Origin of the sequence: Segetibacter sp. 3557_3 (assembly GCF_004354985.1) — a bacterium.
Classification (GTDB): Bacteria; Bacteroidota; Bacteroidia; order Chitinophagales; family Chitinophagaceae; genus Segetibacter.
In genome coordinates this window covers 41,444-67,910 of sequence record NZ_SMSK01000016.1, presented here as the reverse complement: position 1 = coordinate 67,910, position 26,467 = coordinate 41,444, and the positions used below count along the sequence as shown (strand labels likewise).

The window sequence follows — 26,467 nt, the reverse complement described above, 5'->3', positions numbered from 1 at the left end:
TGTAAATATTTATAAGAGCAAAGACTTCAAACTTGTCGGGAACCTATTTTTTCATTTTACATTTTACATTTTTAATTTATCGCACTTACCCTTTCGACTTTTTACTTTTGACTTTTTACTCATATTTGCGAGAAGCTGGTGGGCACTAAAAACGTGCGGGTGATACGGCTGACGATTTTCGCGTCTTCATAGCCGGGAATTGCTCTGATCCGCTTCCATTCAGGATCGCCGCCAAATGCCTTCCAGCTTTTATCATGGTCTTCCATATCAGCAAAGGTGAGCAGGTAAGTCAGGTTGGGCATAAACTCGCCGATAATGGTTTCCCCAAAAAACACCGGGGTAAGTCCTACCCTTTTGAATATGGCGATCTCACCCTGGTTATCAAACATATCAATCTTCTTTTTACCTGCAGCCTCACCCGAGCTTTCGTAGCGTCGTAATTCGAACATACGCGGCTTATTTGCGGGGACCTGGAGCCTGGGCATACCGGCAAACGCCTTCATAAAAGAACTTTGTATGCGCTCGTAGGCGGGTGTAGTTGAGGGTGCCTCAAGGTAACTTGCCCCAGCCTGCTGGTACTTCTTGTCGGCCGACAACTGCTCCACAACTTTTGCGTAATCCTTTACCGAAGCATATGGGATCACCGCATAAAGCTTAGTTTGTCCTTCAGGTTTTTGCTCGGTAAAAACACCAACATTTTTCACCCCCATACGATTTAATGCAGGGATCGCGGCCTGCTGAAAGTAGTCCTCAACCAACTTCTGCTGGGTAGCATCCTTTAGCGTGTAAACCCTAAACTCGTAATATTCAGGAGCAACTTTTGCCGGGGCAGCTTCAAATTCAGCTGCCTTCGACACTACTGATGAAACAGGGGCCAACAAGCCGGACAACATGGATGCCTTTACAAAAAACCGCCTTTTCATAACTGTTATTTGCGATAAATATATTGAAAACAATCAGCGTATAATCACTTACGCTAAAGATGTTGTTAGTAGTGCCAAACACAGGTAAATTCAACCCCAGCACAAGGACACGGCGCCAACAAGTGTGTTATCCTGATTAAACATCCGCATCTTCAATTAGTGCACCAAGCTCCGCAGCTTCGGGTGTTTCACCCTTACCCGCTTCATACCAAAACCACGACTCACCGACCATACTTTCCGCTATGATTATCGGTGGTTGTAAATGCACCACAAAATAGATGTTGCCTTCGTTGCTCACCGGTGAAACCCGGAGTTGTTTGCCTTTATAGGTGATGTAAAAGTCTTCGTCCTTGGCCATAGTGACTAAAGATACTACAACCAGCACAATGGAATAGTATGGAACACGGATGACAGGGATGAGATGGATGAATTGGATATGCTGGCGTTGGCTGCTCCTGGAGAATAGTGGAACACGGATGACAGGGATGGGATGGATTATAGGGATATGCGGGCGTTGGCTGCTCCCGGAGGATAGTGGAACACGGACGAAATGGATCAATTGGATTCATCTGAGCCCCGGGCTCGTGGGACAGTATGGAACACGGATGAGATGGATGAATTGGATATGCTGTTGTTGGCTGCTCCTGGAGAATAGTGGAACACGGATGACAGGGATGAGATGGATTATAGGGATATGCGGGCGTTGTCTGCTCCCGGAGGATAGTGGACGCGGGTGACAGGGATGGGATGGATCGATTGGATTCAATTTGGGCCCGTGGCTCCTGGGACAGTATGGAACACGGATGACGCGGATAAGATGGATACCAGGGATTGATCCCCGGCAGGAATCCCGGAACAGGGATGCACTGAACTGAATGGATTATGTTAGGATAGTTGTGAACTGGATTGAAGATATGATTCCCATTCCACTACATTAACCCGGTAGTTCTCAAGTAACCAGTTGGATCCACTACGAACCATTTAACAACTCAACTATCAACCAATCAACCCATCAACTTATCAACCTATCAACTACCCAATACCTCAATCCGCCATTCGACAATCCGCAATTCGCGAATTCCCTACTTCTTCCCCCGCCGGGTAATCGGCTTTCCATATTTCTTTTTCATCTGGTCGCGACGGCTAACTTTCTTGTTTGTCTTACTGTTCTTCGCGGAACGCTCATGAAACGAAGCACCCCGCTGTTCTTTCTTCGGCACCTTCACCTGGATCTCTTTCATATAGACCTTTGGTACCTCATCTTCTGTCAGCTCGGAGGAAATTTCAAGATCTGCGGGTAGCGGGGTAACTGGTATCTTAAAGTTCATCAACGATTCAATTGCCTGACGTGGCTCCTGTTCCTTTTCGGTTACGAACGTAATTGAAATACCTTTTTTATCTGCACGGCCGGTTCTCCCAATGCGATGAATATAGTTTTCCGGCACTTGAGGAACGTCGAAGTTGATGACATGGGTAACCTCCGCAATGTCGATACCGCGCGCAACAACATCGGTTGCAATGATGAACTTATACGTTCCTTCTTTAAACTGCTTTACGGTATTAAAACGATGGTTTTGTTCTTTGTTGGAATGGATGACACCGGCTGCACCCGGGTAGGAAGGTTCGAGCTGTTCAAACAGGTCGTCTGCTAGTTTTTTTGTAGCTGCAAAAACAAGCACCTTCGTCATGGTACCGTCTTCAGCAAGGAGGAGCTTCAATAGGTTCACCTTGGTATAGAAGTTTGGAACCTCGTAAACAACCTGGTCGATGTTTTCGACGGGTGTACCAGCCGGTGCAGCTTCAATCTTTACCGGGTTATCGAAATAAGCGTTCATCAGTTCTTCTACTTCCTCGATCAGTGTTGCCGAAAACAAGAGGTTTTGCCTGGCCTGGGGAAGCAGGTCGAGTATATTGCGGAGCTGCGGCCGGAAGCCAAGGTTGAGCATTTCATCCACCTCATCGATCACCACCTTTTTAATCCCTTTTATCTTGAAAGCACCGGCAACAGCAAGGTCGTACAAGCGCCCGGGTGTAGCAACCAACACATCCAGTCCGTTTTCTAGTTCGAGCTTTTGCGTATTGATGTTTGTGCCACCATATACACCGATGACATCCAGACTTAGGTAGGTGCTTAATTTTTTCACTGCCTCAACAACCTGTGCAACAAGTTCACGGGTTGGTACAATCACCAGGATCTGCGGGTTTTTTTCTTTCGAATACTTCCACATATTTAACAAAGGAAGTAAGTAGGCCAGTGTTTTACCCGTACCGGTTTGTGCGATGCCACAAACGTCGGCACCACTCATCACCACTGAAAACACCTTCCCCTGGATAGTGGTTGGGGTAGTATAACCAAGGTCTGCCAGCGCGCTCAGTAAGTATTTGTTCAGGTTAAGATCCTTGAAGTTCATATCAGTGCAATAAACGGCAAAGGTATTGGATTGCGGATTAGCGGATTCCGGATTAGCGGATGGATAGAATGGATAATGCAAAATGAAAAATGTAGAATGCAAAAGAACGCTCACGACAAGTTGATATGTACTGCACGGGTAAATGCAAGATCTAAGATCCGGCCACCAACTACATCAATGTATTAACTTCCTCAATACCCAATACCTTATTACCTAAATACCCAACTTATCGACTCGCACCACCAATACCTCAATACCCAATACCTTAATACCTAAATACCCAACTTATCAACTGACTTCCTCAATACCTCAATACCTAATCCATCAACTCGCACCCTCTGCGCAAATCTCTGCTTCTCCCGTTCTCTGCGGTAAAATGCAAAATGAAAAATGTAAAATGAAAAAGAACGCTCACGACATGTTGATGTATACTGCATAAACAATGCAAGCTTTGAAATGCCCCTATCACCTGATCAACTCACTACCCAACTTATCAACTAATCAACTAATCAACCTATCAACTGACTTCCTCAATACCCAATCCCTTAATACCTAATCTATCAACTCGCACCCTCTGCGCAAATCTCTGCTTCTCCCGTTCTCTGCGGCTAAAGAATGAAAAATGAAAAATGTAAAATGAAAAAGAACGCTCACGACAAGTTGATGTATACTGCATAAACAATGCAAGCTCTGAAATGCCCCTATCACCTGATCAACTTATCAACTAATCAACTTATCAACATATCAACTAACTTCCCCAATACCTCAATACCCAATACCTTAATACCTCATTACACAACTGATCAACTCGCACCCAACACGCTCCACGGTGAGAAAACAATCCGCCAATCCGCAATCCCCTAATTCGCCAATTCACTTCTTCAGCAATTCAATGGCGGCTTCAATCTTGCGCTGTATAACCGGCCCTTCGAAACCGATCGTCTTAAACCGGATGTCGCCCGCCGTATCAAGAATGTAAGTGGCAGGGATAACATTAAAGCCAAACTTATCCCCTATCGTACGATCCTTATTATAGAATACCGGGAACGTATATTTCTTATTTCCCCACCAGCCGACAGCATCTTCCAGGGTGTTATTAGAGCCACTGTTCAGGATCATAAACAAGACATTTTTGTCATCTTTATACTTCTCATAAGCATTTTGTACATAGGGCATTTCATGCATACAGGGGACACACCAGGTTGCCCAAAAGTCGATTACGACAATTTTATTTTTGATGAGTTCAGCCGGTACCCGCTGGCCCTTCAGGTCGACAATGCCGTCGAGGAAGGATGGTGCTTTTAACTTGATGATTTCCTTGTTTAATTGTGCAGTCATTTCTTTTTTCCAGTGGGCGTTCAGCTCATCCAGGTGTTTTTGAAGGCCTGCCGCGTCTGTATTCGAATCCAGGTAGCGCTGCTTCATTTTACTTAAAGCAATGGTATCCTCCGGCTTTTGGTACATGATGGTTTTATATGCCGCGAAAGCCTTTTCGGGCACCCCGCGTTGTTCGTAAAAACGGGCAGTATTAAACATTGTTTCAACGTCGGATGAAGCCCTGGCGGCAGCAATCACCAGGCTGTCGGCCGCATTGGTATTGTTCTGCAACAGCTTAACAAGCGCCATTAGGGAAAGCAGGTTTCCTCTGGCAGTCGCTGTTGTGCGGGCACGTGTTTCCGGGTCAACATACGCAGGTAAATGACCGGTCTCCGGGAAGTAACGGATCAGCCCTGCAGGAAACGTATCTGCAAGCGCATACGCCCTTTGCAACAGTTGCCAGGCGGTATCGGGCGCAAGCCCGGCATTTACCAATACTTCGGCCCGCTGCTTTAGCGTCCTTGGTCGATAGGGCGTATTATCTTCGCCCAGTTTGGCGAGGTGAAACAGTGCTTTGTCTGCCCGCTTCTTGGAAGCATAATATTCAAAAAGTGTTTCGTGGGCCTCTTTGAGGAAATTGGCGTTGGAAGGGTTCTCCTTTTTAAGCATGGCAAGCAGCTTGCTCACCATAACATTGGTATCCGCATCCTTTTTGATATCTGCGATTCGGAGTTCATAGCCGGCCTGGGTTTCCGGAAACTTCTGCACCACCACATTGCGAATGGAGTCGAGACGGGAGTTTTCACCAATGATGAGGTAGCCCATAGTTGTGCTGTTTAAGAGCCCCATATTGCCTGGGTTCTCCATAAACTTTTTGGCGATGATTTCCCTCGCCTGTTTTCTCAATTGCTCTTTTTCATTGGTGGGAGCTATAGCAATCTTGTAGGTGAGCAATCGCAATTTTGCCTCATAGTTGTCGGGGAACTGCTCGAGTTCTTTTGCAAATAGCGCAGCTTTTCTTGCTTCAAGATCAGGTATCCTTCCCGTTTGCGCAGAAAGGCTGTAGCCTTCGTAGAGGTAGCCGTTTTTAACGCGCCTTCCTTTTTCATAAACCGCAAGTTCATAATGCTTTTTTGGACCTGGCTGATCTTTGTAGTCTCCGCTTTGCAGGTAAAACGTAGCATAGGTGCCATATGGCGGAACCATAAAGGATACCTGCCAGCGATCATCAACCCGCCGAAGCCCATATTTCCATGGCTGCTCATAGAGGTTAGAATACGTAAATACAAGGGTTAAGCTGGTAACCGTATCGGGTATCGTGGCGCCGGGTGCTTTGGGATTGTAGGTGATGGTTACCTGTTGCCCCCGTTCCGGTAACGCAGGTTCGATCACCAATTTTTCCTGGCTGCTTGCCGTGTAGCAAACGAGCGCAAACAGCAATACGGATAGGCGTTTATGTAAATTCATAATAAGTGCTTGCAAAATGTATTATACTATCCCCAAAGGAGATCAATAACGGTGTTTAGAAGGCCGATGTCAGATCCGGAGACGCATCCCAAGTCATCATATTAGTACGACATAACTGCTTATTGCAGTTAATTGTACCCCGGATTTTGGGTTAGGTTTGGATTGGTGATAATGGCATTCAAAGGAATGGGGTACAACAAATCGGTTTGTTGCAGCGAGGGCTTTAGCGGGCTTAAAACCGCAAACGCCCGACCCGTTCTTCTAAGGTCATGCCAGCGGTGACCCCACTCTGCAAAAAGTTCTACCCTGCGTTCCTGCTCGATCTGGAGCAACATTGCGGATTTGGAGAGGTTGCCCGGCAGCAGCGGTATTCCGGCCCTTGCACGTATCACATCCACATCGCCTTTTGCACCTCCCAGGTTATCCTGCTGTGCCCTCGCTTCGGCCCGAACCAGGTACATTTCGGCAAATCGCAACACCATTGAATACTCTTCTACCGGGGTTTTTGTGCGCACCTTGTATTTGAATGGATAGAAGAAAGTTCCCGATGCATTTGTATAAGAGGTGATCCAGTTTGTTCTTCGTTTGTCATTTGGCTCAAAGGCGGTTAAGAATGATGGATGAACATGATAAAGCGATGCACCACCAGCTGCCGCCGGCACAATGCTAAAGCCCTCCCAGGTGTTTACACCGGCCGTAGAGGTATTAACGGTCTGCAATTGCCACAATGCTTCATTGCTGTTCTTTAAAAAGATCCTGCTCAGATCGGTTAACAGCTGGTACCGGCTATCGTTGATCACCTTTGTTGCTTCAGCCTCGGCTTTGCTCCATTGCTGTGTGTACAGGTACACCCGTGCAAGCAATGCGGTAACAACAGCCTTGTTTGCCCGGGTACGTTCGGCACCCGGGTAGGCATCGCTGATCTCTGCCTGCGCCTCAAGCAGGCTTGAAACAATCATCGCATATACCTCGTCCACCTTGTTGCGGGCTAATGCGGTATTCTTCTTATAGTCGGTATCTACAATGAGCGGAACATCGCCGAAGTAGTTAACCAGATAGAAATAACAAAATGCGCGAATAAACTTCGCTTCACTTCTTAATTGTTGCTTTACCGGTGCGCTTACCCCGGTTGCAGACTCAAGTCCCTCCAATATGGCATTTGCATGATAAATATAGCTGTAAGCCGAGGTCCATGCATTATTGATATAGGAATTACCGGAGATGATGTTATTGTCCCGGAATTCGTCGAGGTCGGCGGAACTCAGGCTATAAAAGAATTCGTCTGCCGCAGCGGCGGGCAGGATATTCCCAATGAAATTGGCAAAGGAAGAATTGAAGCCATTCAGGGTGCTGTACAATCCTGTCACCGTGGCGGTAGCCGTTTTATCGTCGGAAAAAACGAGTTGTGAAACCAGTTGATTTTGTGGTGGTGGAACCTCTACATATGTTTTGCATCCAGGTTGGGTGACCGCCGTTAATATGAAAATATAAATGATGAAACGCTTCATATCTTTGTTTTTGTTGTTGCGGAATGTTGATTACAACGTTAGTTTCAGGCCAATGGTAACGGTCTTTAGTACGGGTATCGCCTGCGCGCGAACCGAACCAAATGGATTGATGGGGAAAACAAATCTCCTGTCGAAACCATTGATTTCCGGATCGAGCCCTTTGTAGTTGGTGATCGTTATCAGGTTCTGACCTTGTATATAAATGCTGCTTCCCCTCATTTTCCATTTGCCCGTTAATGCCGACAAATCGTAAACAAGTGCAACATTTTTCAACCTGATGTAAGAGGCATCGCCCCAGGCCGCATCAGAAGTCCGGTAAAAATTGCGATAAGCCGTATTGGCTACGTTAGCCGTAGTGGCTGAAGCCCTTGGTATGTCGGTAACATCACCAGGTTTGGCCCAGCGCCGCAATACCGAAAGGTCCTTGTTATTCATCGATCCGGGTACACCTACCAATGGGCCCCAATCTACAGTAATGGACTCCTGCTTAACGAACTGAAAAAAGATGTCGAGCCTCAGGTTTTTATAAGTCAACTGGTTCGACAAGCCACCAAATAGTTGTGGCATAGTTTTGCCGAGCACCACATAATCGCCGGGACTACTTACTACACCGTCTTTGTTTACATCAAGAAACTCCGGCACCCCGGTCGTGGGGTTTACCACGGTAAACTTAAAGCCTTTTATCATCCTTGTCGACTGACCAACTTCGTAACTCGCCGCATCTGCAGAACCTGCCAGCCCGGGATATTCCAATAACTTGTTTGATGGCAGTGTCAGGTTCAGGCTGGTGTTCCAGCTAAAATTTTTGTTCTTGATATTTGTGGTGTTCAGGTCAAATTCCCAACCTGAGTTTTCCACCGTTGCCGGAAGGTTTGCCGTGTACGAACTGAACCCCGACTGTGGCGACAGGGTATAACCGATCAGTTGATTTGAAGAGCGGTTGCGGTAATAACCGGCAGTGAACAGGATACGGTCCTTCAAAAATCCGAGCTCAAGTGCCCCTTCGAGTTTTTTGTTGATTTCCCAACTGTAATCGGGATTATAAACCCTTGTCGGACTAAGACCGCTTAAGCCACCATAGGGGAAACTTGTCGAGCCCCAGGTATCAAGGTATTGGTAGTCCCCGATCTGGTCGTTGCCCGTTGTCCCATAGCTGGCCCTGAGTTTTCCATAACTTAAAAAACCAAGGTTCGCAACTGCAAACTTTTCGTTGGAGAACAACCAGGCTCCGCCTACAGCACCAAAATTTCCAAATTGCTTGCCTGGCCCAAACCGGGAAGATCCATCCCTCCGGAAAGTCAGGTTAACAATATACGTTTGGTTCAGGTTATAGTTTACCCGGCCAAACGCTGACTGGTAATTGTACTGCCGGTAGTCGAACCCCCGAACCGACAACGTTGCTGCGGAAAGCATATCCTTGAGCAGGGCATCACTTGAATACCCCGTACCCTGCACATATTGACCATCTGAAACATTTTGCTGCCAGCTTAAACCAGCCAGTATGTTTAACCTTCCGGGGCCGGCTTTGGTATTATATTCTGCCTGCGGCTCAACGATGTACGACTTAACCGATGAGTTTGCATACTGGCTCGAGCTGCCGGTAAAGGTAACAGGGTTAAAACCCGATGCCGGCAGGGTTTGCACCTGTTTCATATTGGTTTGCGTAAAGCCAAGATTTGCCCGGATCGATAAGCCCTTCAACAGGTTGTACCGGATTACACTGTTACCGATCAGGTTGTTGTTATTGGTCTCATAAGTTCTGTTGAGGTAAGCTACCGGGTTTTGAACCGACCCAAACCAGTACAGGCTTCCATCCGGATTGTTGAGCGGATAGTTCGGTGGAAGATAGATGTACTGCGATACATCAGTAGGCACCGAGTTATTGTCGTCTGTCGTATAATTCATCGATCCGGAAACACCAAACCTTCCATCTTTCGAACTATGGTCAACGTTTAAATGCACCCCACCTTTTTTGTACGAGAAATCACCTAACAACACGGTTGTCTCCCTGCGGTAGGTTCCGCTAAATACAAAACGGGTCTGGGAGGTTCCACCCGAAAACGATACCTGTGCTTCGGTTACATTAGCCGTATTTCCAATTAAGAGGTCCTGCCAGTCGGTATATGCATTTTGATCCCAAACCAGCAGGTCGGGAGCCGTTGTGGCTGTAGGTGCAACCCCATCGTTCTGAAAGGCATCTTTCCGGATTTGCAGGTATTGTGCTGTGTTAAGCAGGTCAAGCTTATTGGAAACACGGCTTACCCCGGTGTATACATTTACGTTTACCTGGCTCTCGCCCGACTTACCTTTTTTGGTAGTAATGATGATCACTCCGTTTGCACCCCGTGATCCGTAGATCGCCGTTGCATCTGCATCTTTTAGAATGTCTATTCTTTCAATGTCGTTCGGGTTCAAACTATTTAAGGGGCTCTGTGTACCATTTGCTCCGGAAAACATGTTTATGGGTGTGGAAAAAAACGGGACACCATCAATAATGTACAACGGATCGTTGCCCTGCTTCATCGAGTTTTCGCCACGTATCCGCACCTGGAAACTCGATCCCGGAAGTCCGTTCGACGAAGTAATCATAAGCCCCGACGCCCGGCCCTGCAAAGCCGACAGCGGATCTGCTACCGGTTGATTGGCGATGGTTTCGCTGTTTACGCTGGAAACTGAACCGGTATTCAATCGCTTTGATGTTGTACCATAGGCAATCACTACCGTCTCATCCAAACCCATTACGGCTGTCTTTAATCGCAGGCTTACATCGGTTCGCCCTCCAACAACAAGTTCGGTGGTCTCAAACCCTACAGAGCTAAACACCAGGGTTGCATTTGGTTCAACATCCCTTAACATAAATGCGCCGTCAGCAGTCGTGCTGGTTCCCTTTTTTGTACCTTTCACCAGTACTGAAACACCGGCTAATGGCTTTCCCGACTCGTCGCTCACCACACCGCGCACCTCGGGAGGTGGTATCGGCGCCTGGAATATTACCGGTCGTTGCGTCTCTTGTTTATCCTTAATAACAACGGTTTGATTTACGATGGTATAGGTAAGTCGTTGATCTTTCAGGCAGGCCTCAAGTACGGTCTCAATACTTGCATCCTTAACATCGATTGTCACCGTTTTAGTGGCACTAAGTTGTTCATCCGTGTAAAAAAATAACAATCCGGTTTGCTTTTTTACCTCGCGGAAAATCTTTTTTAACGACGCATTTTTTTCTGATAAAGTAATCTTTTGTGTATAGCCTTTTGCACTTGCATTTAACGATCCAGCAAACGTGAGCAATACTACAAATCGCAGAATCAACAGGGCTTTTGCGGGTTTATCCTTCCACTTCCGTGGTAGGCGCAATCCAGGGTTTAGGTGCATACTTGATATTATTAGGGTTAAACATTATACCATTTAAACAGCTGACCAATGCACATCATATTGCTGTTCGTTACAGCGCAAGACAAACAATCTTGTTAGGGAAAACCGATTCTTTTGTACCCATCTGAAGTGCTGCTATTGAACAGCCTTGCGTCGCACTCTTGTACTGCATTTTCTTTACGCAGCAAGTCAATACGCTATACCCGTTTACACAACAAAAGCAGCCTCGCTAAATTATTCTTGTGGCATTGCCATTACGCGGCGCCCATCAATTTCAAACTTTACTTTTCCCGTTGATTCCAGTACGTTCAAAAGCTCCGACAAATTCCTGCTCCGATGTGCCTCGCCGGTAAAGTGGTGCAGTACGGAACCTTTATAAGCTACCTCTACATCATACCATCGTTCTACCTGGCGCATCACAGCGACAATATCAGCACCCTCAAACCGGAACAAACCATCTTTCCACGGTACCGCTTCTTTGGTGTCTATTCCGTGTTTGGTACGCATGCCCTGGTGATCTACCTGCAGTTCGTCCCCGGGTTTCAAGGTTGCATTGCCCCCTTCGGCCGCTACTTTAATGGCACCTTCCAATAGGGTCGTTTGCATCCTTGCTTCGTTTGCATAAGCCATAACATTGAAATGCGTTCCAAGAACTTCAATCTGCATCTTATCATCAGCTTCGCCCGAACTAACCTGTACAAGAAAAGGCCTCCTTTTGCCATTGTCCAGTGTTGAGGATGCAACCTCAAAATAGGCCTCACCGGTCAGCGCTACAACCCTTTCGCCGGCACCAAAACTAACCGGGAACTTAATCGACGAAGCAGCGTTTAGATATACGGTGCTTCCATCTGATAACACCAAGCGGTACATACCGCCCCGGGGCGTGGAAAGCACATTATATTGCAATGGCTGCTCACGATTTTCGCTGGTCGAAAATTCAAGCTGACCCTCATTTGTTTTTGAAAAACTTGCATCACCTTGTGCGGTAGTTGAACCAGTAGTTAGTGTATCTAACACAATCGTGCGCCCATCAGCAAGCGTTATCGTTGCCCTGTTTCCGCCGGGTTCCACGTCGTTTTTATATTTCGTTTGGCGAGCCATATCCGCCGATGCCCCGGTCCTGTTGTCAACCAACAGGTATACAAATAATAAGGCAAACAGGAACACTGCGGCGGCAAGCATGTACCACTTACGGGTAGTACGCAAACGGCCTACTGATGGAGTGTCGTTAGAATCATTAACCGGAACCTGATCCGGTTCGTTTTGGTGTATTTTCTCGCGAATCCTGTTAAACACGTCATCGTAATCCGGTTCTGTTTTCCGGAGGTGTTCCAGTGCCGGCTTTTTATCATAGAAGGATTGGAGAATAAGTTGCTTTAATTCAGTGTCGTTGTCGTCGGATGCTACATATTTCAGCAGAATATTTATATCTTCCGGTCTGCATTCCTTGCTAAGAAACCTGCTGAAGGCTTCATTGATTTGGTTGTTCATGCACGCTTGCTATATCATGAATACGAATTGGAAATAATTTTCCTCTGCTCTGTCACAAACTTTTTTTTTAAAATATCACATCGGCTAAAATCCCGCTAACCGTTTTAATGAAAGCAATCGTTTAAACCAGCATATTAATCTTGATTAATCATTCCAACGATATCGAAAGTATATTGGTGTTACGGTTCACACAGGGTGACAAAAAAGCTTTTGAAGAAATTTATCGCCACTATAGCGAAGCACTTTACAAAAGCCTGCAACGACTAACCCGATCAGCGTCGATTGCGGAAGAACTGCTGCAGGAGTCATTTATCAGGTTATGGTCCTCTCGAAATCAGGTGCAGGCAGGCCTGCCGCTTAAACCCTTCCTCTTTAAAATTGCAACCAACCTTGTTTACGACTTTTTTAGAAAAGCCGCAAGGGATAGGAAGCTCTATGTACAACTGCGCGACAGCATCGATGTCGGAGAACAAGCTGTGGTGAACAGTCTCGAAAAAAAGGAAAATGATTTTTTATTAAACGCATTACTCGATACCCTTCCCAGGCAGCGGCGACTGGTTTTTAAACTAAGCAAACTTGAAGGCTGGACTTATGATCAAATCAGTATTGAACTCGGTATTTCAAAGTCTACCATAAGCGACCATATTGTAAAAGCAAATCGTTTCCTGCATGAATATGTCCGCAGGAACGGGGAGCTAATTATTTTTACTGCACTGTGTTTGCCCGGTTCAGGAAATTAAAAACTAATTGCAGGCATGACTAAATAGGTATGGGGTATTCATTTTTAAATCGCCTATTGCCGGGAGAGAAAACTTTTAAATACTGGTAGTGAACCGACCCAAACGAGCAACTGAGATTACCAGGTAACCAATTAAGATGATAACTTTAGTATTGACTTCTTTTCATATGGGTCGTTCAACTACCCTTTATTTTTGGTGGGCATAACAGAAGCTTATTCAGATCCAAAATCAATATTTCATGGCAAAGCAGCGTTCAACAGCATTAAAGAAACAATCCGGCAATGAGCCCGGCAATAAGGAGACGGTTGCACCGATAGCCGCAATTGAAACAACAAATAAGATAAATGTAGAGCTCAGTACAGAGGCGAACCTCGAGGTTTTTAAGTTGGAAGGGTATATAATTCCATTGACAAAAACGCTCGACAATACCTATCGTACCGTAATCACAAACTTTCCTATTGACGGAGAACTCGACTATTTCGTTCATTGCTCAGGGTGGAACAAAACACCGTGGACACTAAAGATCACCGTCAACGAAAAGGATGTGACCACACCGCCTATTCAAGGACAAATTGAAAAGGGATTTTCTGTCGCGAGGGGATCATTAAAAATCTAATATCATGTCATTAGTTATAAGAACAATAGCATCGTTAGCCTGCTGTTTTGCATTAGTCGCAGCAACCAGGGCGCAAACCTTCCAGCCAATATTTGAAGACGCGGATGGCAAAACGGCAATCATTGCACCGCAGGGATTTTTTGGAATCAACACCGCGAACAGCAGTCTAAGATTTCAATACTATTATGCGCAATCTGCTGCACCGGCCAAAAACGACCGGACAAGGATTGGTCGGTGGAACCGGTTCTATTGTGGAGTGGATGTTCGGGCGTCAGCGGAAAGCGGTTTATCAAACCTGTTCAGCAACGGCACATTTACTCCAGGAACTTCGGGAGACCTGCTAATCGGACACCGGTCGCTGCTGTTTGGCACAGTTGACCGGTCGGACCGGTCAGGAGAAACAGTGAAGTACTATTTTAATAATGCCACTGTGCAGGACTGGTTCACTTTGCGACTCGGCCTTAAGGCAGCGAAGTATAAGTTGTACGATGAAACTCGGCCCTTCGAACAACAGCTTGCAACAGAAACCTTCAGGGGACAAACCCTTCAAGTGGCTTATACCGTATTGGTTAATGGCGCTACTTCAATCGGGCTCTCATGGGACAATTCAAAGGTGAATAATATCGATGACCTTGGCACAATCAAGTACAACCAGGCACGGGTAACTTCGGATCCATCGGGTCAAACGGTACGCACCTTTGAAAGAGAGGTAACTGCTTTTACGGGAAACTATGATACTTACACCTTAAATACCTACAGCCTCGACCTGGTACATGTACTCACCCAAAACTCCGACGCTACCCGATATGCATTTCACCTTTTCGGCAGGCGGAATGATTTTCAACAACAGCATTTGTATAAAGCCGGGGTAGGCTTTTATGCCTTCCCAAAAGGCAAACTGTTTGGTGGTGTATTCTTCCAATCCGACGACCTTACCAACAAGTTGTCACCCGGTTCAAAGTTTATCGATAGGGTTAACCTCGGGCTTACCGTAAAACTGGTATTACCTACCCTTGGGCAAATCGCCCGGTAGATAGCTGTCTCATTACCTGGATTTACAGCATACGGTTCCACCACGGTTATGATTTTTTATCAAGTAAAGCGTTCAAGGATTAGTTTAGCAATTCACGAATACAAGCAGCACCTAAACCCTAAAAGCATGCTGATATTAAGCGAGTGTGGGCGTGAGCAATTTGGTTATTGCCGGTGAGATGGTATGCGGAGCCGCACGATCTCACTGTTTCTATAATTTACTAATCAAACCGTGCGGCTTACGGTTAATCAACGTTCCAGTTTGAAATGGGGGTCAATCCCAGGTCTGCGAGGAGCATTGGCGATTGTCCAGCCTGTGCGGTACATCCACTCAGTCATGCGCCTGAGTTTAGCGATGTCGATGATTTTTGGTTCATCCATCGGCGTATGGTACAGTGGATGCAACAAGGTGGTATAAAATATTGCCGGATAACCCGCACGCGCATAAGAGAGGTGATCGCTCCTGAAATACCAGCCTTCAACATGCTCTGGTTTATCCCAAAGCGTATCCAGCTTGAAACGCGGGCCGTCATTATTCGCCTTAACCGCAGCAGTTACGAGTTCAGAAGAGTTGCGGTGTGGTGGCTGCATACCCAATAAGGCTGCACTGTCCGGGTTATTGTAGCCAATCATATCGCCGTTGAGTACCGCTACAATCGATTTTCCCGGAACGGTCGGGTTGCTAGCAAACCATTTCGAACCGAGCAGGCCCCGCTCTTCTGCACCATGCCAGACAAACAGTGCTGATCGTTTACCAGGATTTCTTTTTAAGGCACGGGCAATAGCTAGCAATGCCACGTTGACGGTCGCATTGTCGTCGGCCCCGTTATATATACTGTCGTTGCCATATGGTTGACGCACACCATCATGGTCGGTATGGCCACTATATAAAACAAACTCTTTTTTAAGCACAGGATCGCTCCCATCAATGGTTGCAACAATGTTCACCGAGGGATAGTCAAACCGTTCTACTTCGATTTCGGCTTTCAACATTGCACCGTTTGACCGTATCATATCCAATGCACCCGCATGAACCCAGAATACCGGAGGTCTTGGTACAACGGCTGCACTTGTCCCCGCATCAACATCGTATGATCCGCGACTTAAGGCAGGAACAACCTGGCTCCAGCTCATCTCTCCCATTTCGTCGGCAATAAAAATGATAGCTGCAACTCCCTGCGCATATAATGCCGTTCCGTACTTGCGCAATACATATCCCGGATACCTGCGTTCCGGAAGTGAAACAGCTAAATTGATCCCATCAGCAGACACCTTTAGCGCAACCGCTTTGCCTTTGAGATCAAGTTTGTCCAGTTCTGAAGTTGTTCCTGAACCGGCATAGATGATCGGGGCACTGATAACAGCGGGAACGGTTTGTGCCACCAGCACGTCCTTCCACAATTCAAGCGTTTGATCACCGATACTTACTCTGCTTGCCTGGCTAATCCTTGCGCGCTTCATATTGAAAAATTGGAAAAAAGTGCCATCGTCACCAGCAGGTTTCAATCCGGTGGCCCGTAATTTTTCGGCCCACCAAATGGAAGCTTTAAGTTCATCAACCGTTCCTGCTTCCCTGCCACGAAAGTGGTCGCCGGCCATTTCGTACAAATCCGTTTTCAGGTCCTTTTCGGTGATGGCCGATAAGCCTGGGGCGCTTTTAACAACCCCAGTCTTAGAAGTTTGGGCGCTGCTGCAGAAAACGAAACAAACGAATATTGCAAACGGAACAATTCTGCTCATCATAGTGGGTGCATTTGGTGGAGAACTTTGGAGAAGGTAAATTAACACATCAGCGCCATTGTGCAAGGTTCTGCAAGGCTGCTAAGCCAAACCTTTTCGCAAAAGAAACCACGGGTTTACAAGATCAAACAATTGCACCGGGCAAAAAACTTTACCCCTGCCCTGGGTGCTTTTGGCCGTGGGTTCCCGATTTTCTTTCATGCGTTCACTGGCAATACCCCATAACGTTCCTTACGCTTTCAAAAGGGTTATGACCGTAATTTCCGGGAGGATGCCGACCCTTCCGGGGTAACCCAGGAAACCAAAGCCACGATTTACATACAGCTTCTTTTCACTTCGTTGATAGATACCAGCCCACTGCCGGTATACGTATTGCACCGGGCTCCACTTAAAACCCGGCACTTCGATGCCAAACTGCATACCATGGGTATGCCCGGCCAGGGTAAGATGTATGTGTTTGTTGTGGTTCAGGGTTTGTGCTTCCCAGTGCGAGGGGTCGTGGCTCATAAGAATTTTGAAGTCGTTGTCTTCTACTGCAGCCGTTGCCTTATTTAAGTCGCCATATTTATGAAAACCACCCTTGCCCCAGTTTTCAACACCGATGAGGCTGATGTGCTGGCCGTCTTTTTTGATTTGCAGGCTTTCATTCAGCATCAGTCTAAAGCCGATTTCCTGGTGAACCTGCTTTAAACGTACAAGGTTCGCTGCCTTCTCCGCTTCACTAGCCCACTGTTGATAATCGCCGTAATCGTGGTTGCCAAGCACCGAAAATTGGCCATAGGGTGCGCGAAGGGCAGAAAAGCTCTCTTTCCAGGGAGTCATTTCATCGGCATTGTTGTTCACCAGGTCGCCGGTAAACAGGAAGATGTCGCTTTTCTGAGCGTTGGCCAATGCAATACCCCGTTCAACATCGGTCTTACTGTCGAAACTGCCCGAATGAATATCAGATAACTGGGTAATGGTAAACCCATTAAAAGCATCCGGTAAGTCTTTAAACCGTACGCTTAACTTATGCACCCGGTAATCATATTTCCCCCTGATCATTCCATACAATAACCCAATAAATGGAATTGCAGCAATTCCGATGGCAAGCTGGCTGATAAACTTTCTTCTGCCTGCATACCGCAACGTCTCCTGGCTTTCTCCCGACGAGAACAAACGGCGGAAGAAATTTCCAACATACCAAAGCAATCTCCCTGCGTCTTCAAAAATCAATATCGGTAGGCTGATAAGTTTAGGAGCAAGCGACAGCAACATAAACCCGATTAACCAAAAAATAACTCTTGGCTGGGTGGAAGGACCCGCCGGCATTGCAGCAATGTAGATCATCACAATTGCGAGCAGGATGTCGTATAACCAGTATGCCCACCAAACATAAACGTTGTTGGTTGCGGTTTTAACCGCCTGGAAAAAATAAAGGTCAACTAAAGCCCAGATGATGATTATTGGTACCAGCCTTTGTATCATGTCGTTTTGGTTAACTGCGCCGAAGCGTTCAAAATTGATTTTTTATTTTTTGCTAATTCATCTCACATTCTAACGATCAAGGATTAACCTGCCGGAGCTTTAATGTAGTACAGTGCACTTGTGCAAAGGCCCGAAGATGGTTCATCGAAATCGGGCAAGCAACCATTTTAGATACGCGAAAGTAAGCGATAAGCTTGTTCTTCGTTCACTGCATGTGGTGCCGGCTATGCTGGTGTGGAAGGCTAAACCTCAGCCATCTATCAATATACTCCTGGATTAAACAAAAGTCGCTGAACTAAATAGCATGGTGTTATCGGGAGTGACTCGCCGGCAAATCGGCAGGAGCTCATGCTTGTTCCAAACACGTTGCCCAAAAACAAAAAGGGCCGCCCAAAAAGGCAGCCCCTGATTCACATAAGCATTAGAAACTTACTTGCCATGCAGCAATTTACCTGTGACTTGCTTCTCCCCAACTCTGACGATGTAGAAGAGATTTGTACGGTACGTTGCCGGAACATTGTACAAAATGGTTTGAGAGCGACCAGCAGCAAACTTGCCGGAGTACACTACTGCGAGCTTCTGACCAAGTGTATTGTATACTGTGATGCTTCCGTCTCCACCAGTTGAACTTGTAACTACAAATCGAATGTTCGAACTGAAAGGGTTTGGAGAAGCCGACGCGGTAAGTGGAGCCAATAATTTGGCTTCAGCACCGATTGACTGTGGTGCAACCCCTGATACGTTTGAAGTTACGGCCATGGTCCTCGTAGCGTTGTTGTTATTCAGTGGGCAACCAAGGTTATTATCCCTATCCAATGCACCTGCAAGGTTAAGCATGGTTTGCCTGTCACCACTTGAAAGCGCTGCGTTCACCGCGTTGATGATGTCGGTTGTTGACCTTGGATAATTAACACCACTGTGAGAAGCGTTTAACAGTGCGGCTACTGCAGCCCTGAGCAGTGTATTTGCTGCACCTACCACTCCAGGTCCTCCACCACCGTCCAATGCATCAACCAAAGTCACGTTGTCGAGGCCATAATTGTTGGGCACATTAAATACACTTTCAAGTGTCTGCCCTGTTGTGTAAGCTGTGCGCACCCAAGCCTCAGGATGATTTTTCCAGTAGCCTGGTGTGCAGCCCTCGGTTGGGCATGGCTTAACAACGATAACCTGGCTGCAGCTGGAGCTATTACCACAGGCATCGGTTGCTGTCCAGGTACGTGTGTGCGTATTGCCGGAAACCGCTGTTGTAAAGTTTACCACTACGTTCGGATCGCAGTCTGTTACTGTTGGCGGATCAAAGACGACGATAGCGTTACACTCGATTGTTTTGTTTTGTGCACATGTAATTACCGGAGCTTTGGTATCATTAACCGTAATTACCTGGCTGCAGCTGGACTGGTTTCCGCAGTCATCTTTTGCTGTCCATGTACGGGTAACGGTATACCCGCATTTACCATAATCTGTTTTGTCTTCGTATGTGAGTTTTGGATCCTTATCACAGTCGTCTTTCACTGTTGGAGGATCAAATACCACAGGGGTACCACACTCGATCGTTTTATTGCCCGCACAGGTGATTACAGGTGCTTTGGTGTCCTTAACGGTGATTACCTGGTCGGCTGTCGACTGGTTACCACAGTCATCCTTAGCTATCCACGTACGGGTGATGGTATATCCGCAAGAATGATATACTTTCTTGTCTGTGTAGGTCAGTTCAGGATTACGATCACAATCGTCGGTGACAGTAGGCGGATCAAACACAACAGCTTCGTCACATTCGATCGTTTTGTCTGGCACGCAGGTGATCACCGGAGGTTTGGTATCCTTAACCGTAATTACCTGGCTGCAACTGGACTGGTTTCCACAATCATCTTTTGCCGTCCATGTACGGGTAACGGTATACTCACACTTACCGTAAGAGGTTTTGTCTTCGTATGTGAGTTTTGGATCCTTATCACAGTCGTCTTTAACTGTTGGCGGATCAAATACCACAGGGGTACCACACTCGATCGTTTTATTGCCTGCACAGGTGATTACCGGTGGCTTGGTGTCCTTAACGGTGATTACCTGGTCGGCTGTCGACTGGTTACCACAGTCATCCTTAGCTATCCACGTACGGGTGATGGTATATCCGCAAGAATGATATACTTTCTTGTCTGTGTAGGTCAGTTCAGGATTACGATCACAATCGTCGGTGACAGTAGGCGGATCAAACACGACAGCTTCGTCACATTCGATCGTTTTGTCTGGCACGCAGGTGATCACCGGAGGTTTGGTATCCTTAACCGTAATTACCTGGCTGCAACTGGACTGGTTTCCACAATCATCTTTTGCCGTCCATGTACGGGTAACGGTATACTCACACTTACCGTAAGAAGTTTTGTCTTCGTATGTGAGTTTTGGATCCTTATCACAGTCGTCTTTAACTGTTGGCGGATCAAATACCACAGGGGTACCACACTCGATCGTTTTATTGCCTGCACAGGTGATTACCGGTGGCTTGGTGTCCTTAACGGTGATTACCTGGTCGGCTGTCGACTGGTTACCACAGTCATCCTTAGCTATCCACGTACGGGTGATGGTATATCCGCAAGAATGATATACTTTCTTGTCTGTGTAGGTCAGTTCAGGATTACGATCACAATCGTCGGTGACAGTTGGCGGATCAAACACGACAGCTTCGTCACACTCGATTGTTCTGTCTGGCACGCAGGTGATCACCGGAGGTTTGGTATCCTTAACAGTAATTACCTGGCTGCAACTGGACTGATTACCACAGTCGTCTTTTGCTGTCCATGTACGGGTGATGGTATATCCACAATTACCATAATCCGTTTTGTCTTCGTATGTGAGTTTTGGATCCTGGTCACAATCGTCTTTAACTGTTGGCGGATCAAATACCACAGGGGTACCACACTCGATCGTTTTGTTGCCTGCACAGGTGATTACCGGTGGCTTGGTGTCCTTAACGGTGATTACCTGGCTGCAACTGGACTGGTTTCCACAATCATCTTTTGCTGTCCATGTACGGGTAACGGTATATCCACATTTACCATAATCCGTTTTGTCTTCGTATGTGAGTTTTGGATCCTGGTCACAATCGTCTTTAACTGTTGGCGGATCAAATACCACAGTAGCATTACACTCGATTGTCTTATCGCCTGCACAGGTGATTACCGGTGCTTTGGTGTCCTTAACCGTGATTACCTGGCTGCAAGTAGACTGATTACCACAGTCGTCTTTTGCTGTCCATGTACGGGTGATGGTATATCCACAATTACCATAATCCGTTTTGTCTTCGTATGTGAGTTTTGGATCCTGGTCACAATCGTCTTTAACTGTTGGCGGATCAAATACCACAGGGGTACCACACTCGATCGTTTTGTTGCCTGCACAGGTGATTACCGGTGGCTTGGTGTCCTTAACGGTGATTACCTGGCTGCAACTGGACTGGTTTCCACAGTCGTCTTTTGCTGTCCATGTACGGGTAACGGTATATCCACATTTACCATAATCCGTTTTGTCTTCGTATGTGAGTTTTGGATCCTGATCACAATCGTCTTTAACTGTTGGCGGATCAAATACCACAGTAGCATTACACTCGATTGTCTTATTGCCTGCACAGGTGATTACCGGTGCGGTCTTATCTGCAATAATGGTATAAGTAAACTTACAAACAGCAAACTCTTCGTTAGAGTCCTGCTGATTGTCGCCATCTAAATCGTCCCAGATCGTGATGGTCCGGGTGATTACCTGGTTAGCTGGACTGCAGACATTTGGGGTACCGTCGTCGCTTGCTTTGTAACGGATAGTACCACAATTTTTAGTTCCAATTACAATGTTATACGGACTGTTTTTCAACTGATCCAGGCTTGTAGGTAGCCCCGGAATCGTATTCAGATTTTTACAGTCAAAGGTGCCCAGGTTTTTGTTGGTCGGGCATGTTACTTCAAACTTACAACATATGGGAGCATATACCTGGCCCTTACAACACGGATCGTTTCCGGCTTTGAAATACGCATCTGTTAGTATTAAGCTATAATTCCCTTCCAGAACCAGGGTATATGTAGTTGGCCTCGTTCCCGAGGTTCCCCTGTCGAACTTGATAATAGGGGTATTGTTACCAAGGCAGGAGCCATTGGGATTGGTATGGTAATCCCCATCTCCACCTTTAATCTTGTTGGGCGGAATACATGGATTTAAAACAAATTCCCAATGACTTAAATCTTTATAAGTCCCGGGTCTGCCGTTGCCCGGATTCGTATTGGTTATGGTATAGGTTATTGTTGTATTTACGCCGTTAAATGACGATACAACATCAACCTTATAACCACAGGTTGTTGTTGATAGTTGGGCAAAACTGTTGATACTATAAAAACATTGCAACAACAGCAACACCGGTACAGCCGTAAGCTTTAGAAAGAATTTCTTCGGCACAAGGCTGAACATTAAAGGTTTAGTTTGTTGAATTAGTGTACTCATTTTTTAAGGTTTAAGCTGAAATATTGAATAGTGCAGATATCAACTGCAATCATTTTCTGAAACGGACTTAAATGAGAATTTCGCAACAGGTGGCGAGTGGGTCAGGCCCTGGTTAAGGTGAAAGTTGGGTGTAAGCACTTGTGTTTTTTAAGGGTTGATAAACTGACCTAAACATCGTAAGGCATGGCATAGCCAAACGGCGTCAATTAGGCGCCGCGACAATGCTGTAAGATGAAATTGGGCGATGAAAGGGGTTACTTACCGGCAATAGAAACCTGTTCGGACAAATACGTCCGCCTGCAAGGTTATACAATGACTTCCGGGGAGTTGAAGTCTTAATTCCGGAATGGTACTAAATGGCAATGGAATGGCTCAGGCACGAGGGGGCGAATGACAGTGTCGATAGAAATTTTGCATAGATTAGGCTTAAGGTGATTGGAGGGTCATGGCATTGGAAAAGAACCTGCTTTCCTGGATATTGTAATTACCTGCAAATGCCTAAACCGCGCATGGGCAGAATGGCTTTTCCGGAGAATACTGGTGGCAATTTAATTTGCTATCATGGTAACTATACTGTGTTTGTCCAGCAACAATTACTCCTACAGCATAAAGTCATATAGTAAATATCCATATTCTAAACATGTAAAACAATAGCATATTTATGCTACTGTTTCAAATTATTGCCAGGGGATAAGAATAAACTTAAACAGTATTCAGGCACCCTGGATTCCTGAGTCAGTAAGGTAAACTGCAAGCTATGCTGGTTGAAAAAAGCTTGTACAGGTTTTTAGCCAACGAAAACGGCAAGTAATACATCTTGCCGTCAGCGGTAATTTGAAGAGCGATTTGTCTAACAACTTGGGCTCTTTGCCAATTCGGTAGCAAAGGTGCGAGGGAATGTAAGCAGGAAAGATGCTCTGTTTTATTCAAGGTGGGATACATCCAGCATATTGTTCATCCACTGTTGATGTTTGCTGGTTGCTTAACCTGTGCATCTTCAAACAAGCAAACGGGCATTATTCCATCAGCGTCGTTGGATGACAAACGACAAGCATCGGGATACGCCATCTGCCCTTCTCTATTCCGGCAAAACCCCTGCGTATGAAGGACTGCCTTACTTAGTTAGCCCGCGATATGGATAATTAAACTTTTGAGTCAAAATTGACGTTTTCTAATCCATACTGTTTGATAACGTCTGCGGGTACGCCTGTCCATTGATTTGGCCGATTGCCAACATAACCAAGATCTTCGATGCCCATCTTGCTCGAAAAGAATCCACTTGCTGTAAGGCTTCTCATCCGGTCGAAAAATGCTACACCCTGTTGCATTTCCGGTTTTGCTTTTGCCGGGTAAGCAATCTGATCCACCATCTCAATCCTTTGCTGTGCAGTGCAATCCTTAAATGTTTTCTCATACCTGTTAAGACACTGCACATCAAGCCAGCGCAGTCCACCACGCATAGGCAGTTGGTGATCAGGTATATCTTTTACAATAAACTCGATGAACTCAGGCACTTTAGCATCAGAGGCACCGCCCGAACGATCATCTTTGGGAATGATGATATCGCCGAGAATGGTGATGGTTGCCATTTCATGCGGGGTAAAAAAAGTTTCAGACCTCAGTCGCTTATCTTTCTCGATTTCTGACACCTGCCGTTCAGCATCTATGCCATTATCTGCTCCAGCTTTATTGTCTGCTTTTGCATTTGGCTTACAAGCATCAATCAGCACCCCAGCCGAAAGTGTACCAATACCCAATGCTTTTAAGGATTCCCGCCTGTTCATATCGCGTAGTTTACAAGTTTCGATTAAATGTTTTGCTTACCGCTCTGTTGTAGTATGTACTCCGATGTGCGCATGGACAAAGCAAGGATCGTCCAGGTAGCATTTTTGTCGGACTGCTGTACCGTTGGTGCACCATCGACCACAAAAAGATTTTTACAGTCATGTGCCTGGCACCACTTGTTCAGTACAGACTTCTTAAGGTCGTTACCCATTCTTGCTGTTCCCACCTCGTGTATTATTCTTCCCGGCGCTTCAAGTCCCCACATGTCTTCAGGACCATGCTGCTGCGATAATGGAATAGCGCCCATTTCGTGTATGATCCGGCTGAATGTTTCCTGCATATGTTTCGCCTGGTTGATCTCGTCGTTGTTCCATTTGTAATGAAAACGCAGAACGGGTATACCATAGCGGTCCACTACATTTGGGTCAATCTCACAATAGTTATCATACCGGGCCATACCAACACCACGACCTGCCATTCCAAACTGGGTTCCATAAAACCGGCGATAGTCGTCTTTTAATGATGCGCCATAGCCACCGCCGTCTTTCATTTTGCCATCACGACCGGGCAGGGTGCCGTTTAAGCGTGGCACAATGGCGCCGTAGCCATACCCGGGCATTGGCATACCACCGCCAAACTCGATATGGTAACCACGGGGAAAATCCAGTTTCTTGTTATCCTGCATCCATGGACCATAAATATGAATACTTCCGGCGCCATCTTCATTGTATCGCTTACGATCAAGCAACTGCGGCAGCATACCGGCCTGAGAAGCACCTGTAGAGTCCTGAAGGTACCTTCCCACGAGGCCACTGCTGTTTGCCAGTCCGTTTGGATGCGCGTTTGATTTTGAGTTGAGCATGATCCTGGCCGACTCACAGGCGCTGGCAGCAAGAATGACGGATTTGCCGTTTACCTGGTATTCCTGCATATCGTCTTTGCTTACATATGATACCCCGGTTGCGAGACCATCTTTGTTGGTAAGCACTTCGCGTACCATAGCGTTGTAGATCACCTCCAGATTACCGGACTTTAAGGCAGGGATCACCAGGCAGGACGAAGCGGAAAAGTCGGCGTAGACCTTACAGCTGCGATTACACTGGCCACAATAAAAACATGCTCCCCTGTCGCTGTTGCCCGGGAGCGCCTGCGTAAGTACAGAACCGCGCCCCGGGATGACTTTCACACCTGCGGCGGCCGCACCCTTCATGATGAACAGTTCAGGCAGGCGGGGCTTCGGGGGTGGAAGAAATATGCCATCGGGTTCATTCTCCAGGCCCTCCACACTACCATAAATTCCAATCAACCGGTCTACCTTATCGTAAAATGGTTTTACCTCATCATATGTGATCGGCCATCGCTCGCTGACCCCATCGTTTGGTTGAAAGTCGTGCGGACCAAACCGAAGCGAAATTCGACCCCAGTGATTTGTTCGGCCACCAAGCATACGCGACCGGAACCAATCGAACTTTGTACCATCTTTTGTAGTGTAAGGTTCGCCATCGAGCTCCCAACCGCCAAAAGCCGCATCGAAATCGCCAAACGGACGAACTTTGGTTCCCGCACCGCGGCGGGGTGACTCATATGAAAACCTGAATTGTGCAGAATGCAGGCGCGGATCGAAAAACGGGCCGGCTTCCAACATCAACACCTTTACCCCGGCGTTTGCAAGTACGTAAGCAGCCATGCCGCCGCCCGCACCGGAACCAACAATAACAACGTCGTAAGCTTTTGAAGATTTCTTGATTTGTAAATCACCCATATAGCAGCTTGTAATTAGATCGTTTATGATTTTGGCCTTACACGCTTATTTGTGGCTGGCGCGGATAAAGTTGTACGAAGTGTTTGCATGATCTAACCTGAACCATCGTGTTGCTTAAGCCCTCAACTATCCCTGCTCAATCTGGTTATACCTGTACAAGTGAGTGACACAACGATGTCCAACAATTGATCTACAGCTCGTCCCCAAAAAAGAACGGTTTAACAAGAAGACGTTATTATATCCGGGCGGACCGGGTATCTTGTATTCGGCTTGTTAGTTTACCATTTCGCTTGGCAAACAGCACCTGCCTGAAAGTTTAGAGCCAGGCTGCTGATGCGTTTGTAAAGTAAGGCG

General features: G+C 46.5%; 15 protein-coding genes. 3 read left to right on the top strand and 12 right to left on the bottom strand.

From position 1 onward, the window contains the following. Window positions 1–119: 119 nt before the first annotated feature. The 7 genes from EXU57_RS19655 to EXU57_RS19625 all read right to left on the bottom strand — a co-directional run bounded on the left by EXU57_RS19655 (window position 120) and on the right by EXU57_RS19625 (window position 12,489). Entirely contained in the window at window positions 120–923 is an 804-nt protein-coding gene (locus EXU57_RS19655) for an NIPSNAP family protein (RefSeq protein WP_133269964.1), read from the bottom strand. Window positions 924–1,059: 136 nt separating this feature from the next. After that, the gene (locus EXU57_RS19650) at window positions 1,060–1,281 is read right to left on the bottom strand and encodes a hypothetical protein (RefSeq protein WP_133269963.1); all 222 of its coding nucleotides are present in this window, start codon (window positions 1,279–1,281) and stop codon (window positions 1,060–1,062) included. Window positions 1,282–2,005: 724 nt separating this feature from the next. Continuing rightward, on the bottom strand, window positions 2,006–3,334 hold the full coding sequence (locus EXU57_RS19645; protein WP_133269962.1) for a DEAD/DEAH box helicase: 1,329 nt from the start codon (window positions 3,332–3,334) through the stop codon (window positions 2,006–2,008). An 873-nt stretch (window positions 3,335–4,207) separates the two neighbouring features. After that, entirely contained in the window at window positions 4,208–6,118 is a 1,911-nt protein-coding gene (locus tag EXU57_RS19640) for a TlpA disulfide reductase family protein (protein WP_133269961.1), read from the bottom strand. Between the two features lie 128 nt (window positions 6,119–6,246). Further along, window positions 6,247–7,626 carry a RagB/SusD family nutrient uptake outer membrane protein gene (locus EXU57_RS19635; RefSeq protein WP_133269960.1) on the bottom strand — a complete coding sequence of 460 codons (1,380 nt, stop codon included), beginning with the start codon at window positions 7,624–7,626 and terminating at the stop codon, window positions 6,247–6,249. A 30-nt stretch (window positions 7,627–7,656) separates the two neighbouring features. Further along, a complete protein-coding gene (locus tag EXU57_RS19630) occupies window positions 7,657–10,998 on the bottom strand; it encodes a SusC/RagA family TonB-linked outer membrane protein (protein ID WP_133269959.1) in 3,342 nt (1,113 codons plus the stop codon). A gap of 234 nt (window positions 10,999–11,232) precedes the next feature. After that, window positions 11,233–12,489 carry a FecR family protein gene (locus EXU57_RS19625; protein ID WP_133269958.1) on the bottom strand — a complete coding sequence of 419 codons (1,257 nt, stop codon included), beginning with the start codon at window positions 12,487–12,489 and terminating at the stop codon, window positions 11,233–11,235. Window positions 12,490–12,629: 140 nt separating this feature from the next. Here EXU57_RS19625 and EXU57_RS19620 point away from each other — a divergent pair, with 140 nt between their 5' ends. The 3 genes from EXU57_RS19620 (at window position 12,630) to EXU57_RS19610 (ending at window position 14,878) form a co-directional block, all read left to right on the top strand. After that, window positions 12,630–13,229 (top strand): RNA polymerase sigma factor, encoded by a 600-nt coding sequence (locus tag EXU57_RS19620; RefSeq protein WP_165958209.1) that lies wholly within the window; start codon window positions 12,630–12,632, stop codon window positions 13,227–13,229. 238 nt (window positions 13,230–13,467) lie between these two features. Beyond that, window positions 13,468–13,845, top strand: a complete 378-nt coding sequence (locus EXU57_RS19615) for a hypothetical protein (RefSeq protein ID WP_133269956.1) — start codon at window positions 13,468–13,470, stop codon at window positions 13,843–13,845. Window positions 13,846–13,849: 4 nt separating this feature from the next. Next, window positions 13,850–14,878 (top strand): hypothetical protein, encoded by a 1,029-nt coding sequence (locus tag EXU57_RS19610; RefSeq protein WP_133269955.1) that lies wholly within the window; start codon window positions 13,850–13,852, stop codon window positions 14,876–14,878. A 248-nt stretch (window positions 14,879–15,126) separates the two neighbouring features. Here the strand turns inward: EXU57_RS19610 and EXU57_RS19605 are convergent, their stop codons facing one another. The 5 genes from EXU57_RS19605 to EXU57_RS19585 form a co-directional block, all read right to left on the bottom strand. Further along, a complete protein-coding gene (locus EXU57_RS19605; RefSeq protein ID WP_207955542.1) occupies window positions 15,127–16,620 on the bottom strand; it encodes a M28 family peptidase in 1,494 nt (497 codons plus the stop codon). Between the two features lie 228 nt (window positions 16,621–16,848). After that, window positions 16,849–18,084 carry a metallophosphoesterase gene (locus EXU57_RS19600; RefSeq protein WP_133269954.1) on the bottom strand — a complete coding sequence of 412 codons (1,236 nt, stop codon included), beginning with the start codon at window positions 18,082–18,084 and terminating at the stop codon, window positions 16,849–16,851. A 429-nt stretch (window positions 18,085–18,513) separates the two neighbouring features. Next, on the bottom strand, window positions 18,514–22,566 hold the full coding sequence (locus EXU57_RS19595; RefSeq protein WP_133269953.1) for an HYR domain-containing protein: 4,053 nt from the start codon (window positions 22,564–22,566) through the stop codon (window positions 18,514–18,516). A 1,142-nt stretch (window positions 22,567–23,708) separates the two neighbouring features. After that, on the bottom strand, window positions 23,709–24,350 hold the full coding sequence (locus EXU57_RS19590) for a gluconate 2-dehydrogenase subunit 3 family protein (RefSeq protein WP_133269952.1): 642 nt from the start codon (window positions 24,348–24,350) through the stop codon (window positions 23,709–23,711). 23 nt (window positions 24,351–24,373) lie between these two features. Then, complete coding sequence (locus EXU57_RS19585; RefSeq protein ID WP_133269951.1) at window positions 24,374–26,113, bottom strand: GMC oxidoreductase; 1,740 nt, start codon at window positions 26,111–26,113, stop codon at window positions 24,374–24,376. Window positions 26,114–26,467 lie beyond the last annotated feature (354 nt).

What these genes read in the sequence shown, in the direction of transcription:
- EXU57_RS19655 (WP_133269964.1), bottom strand. Translation starts at nt 923, where the DNA reads ATGAAAAGGCGGTTTTTTGTAAAGGCATCCATGTTGTCCGGCTTGTTG.
- EXU57_RS19650 (WP_133269963.1), bottom strand. Translation starts at nt 1,281, where the DNA reads ATGGCCAAGGACGAAGACTTTTACATCACCTATAAAGGCAAACAACTC.
- EXU57_RS19645 (WP_133269962.1), bottom strand. Translation starts at nt 3,334, where the DNA reads ATGAACTTCAAGGATCTTAACCTGAACAAATACTTACTGAGCGCGCTG.
- EXU57_RS19640 (WP_133269961.1), bottom strand. Translation starts at nt 6,118, where the DNA reads ATGAATTTACATAAACGCCTATCCGTATTGCTGTTTGCGCTCGTTTGC.
- EXU57_RS19635 (WP_133269960.1), bottom strand. Translation starts at nt 7,626, where the DNA reads ATGAAGCGTTTCATCATTTATATTTTCATATTAACGGCGGTCACCCAA.
- EXU57_RS19630 (WP_133269959.1), bottom strand. Translation starts at nt 10,998, where the DNA reads ATGCACCTAAACCCTGGATTGCGCCTACCACGGAAGTGGAAGGATAAA.
- EXU57_RS19625 (WP_133269958.1), bottom strand. Translation starts at nt 12,489, where the DNA reads ATGAACAACCAAATCAATGAAGCCTTCAGCAGGTTTCTTAGCAAGGAA.
- EXU57_RS19615 (WP_133269956.1), top strand. Translation starts at nt 13,468, where the DNA reads ATGGCAAAGCAGCGTTCAACAGCATTAAAGAAACAATCCGGCAATGAG.
- EXU57_RS19610 (WP_133269955.1), top strand. Translation starts at nt 13,850, where the DNA reads ATGTCATTAGTTATAAGAACAATAGCATCGTTAGCCTGCTGTTTTGCA.
- EXU57_RS19605 (WP_207955542.1), bottom strand. Translation starts at nt 16,620, where the DNA reads ATGATGAGCAGAATTGTTCCGTTTGCAATATTCGTTTGTTTCGTTTTC.
- EXU57_RS19600 (WP_133269954.1), bottom strand. Translation starts at nt 18,084, where the DNA reads ATGATACAAAGGCTGGTACCAATAATCATCATCTGGGCTTTAGTTGAC.
- EXU57_RS19595 (WP_133269953.1), bottom strand. Translation starts at nt 22,566, where the DNA reads ATGAGTACACTAATTCAACAAACTAAACCTTTAATGTTCAGCCTTGTG.
- EXU57_RS19590 (WP_133269952.1), bottom strand. Translation starts at nt 24,350, where the DNA reads ATGAACAGGCGGGAATCCTTAAAAGCATTGGGTATTGGTACACTTTCG.
- EXU57_RS19585 (WP_133269951.1), bottom strand. Translation starts at nt 26,113, where the DNA reads ATGGGTGATTTACAAATCAAGAAATCTTCAAAAGCTTACGACGTTGTT.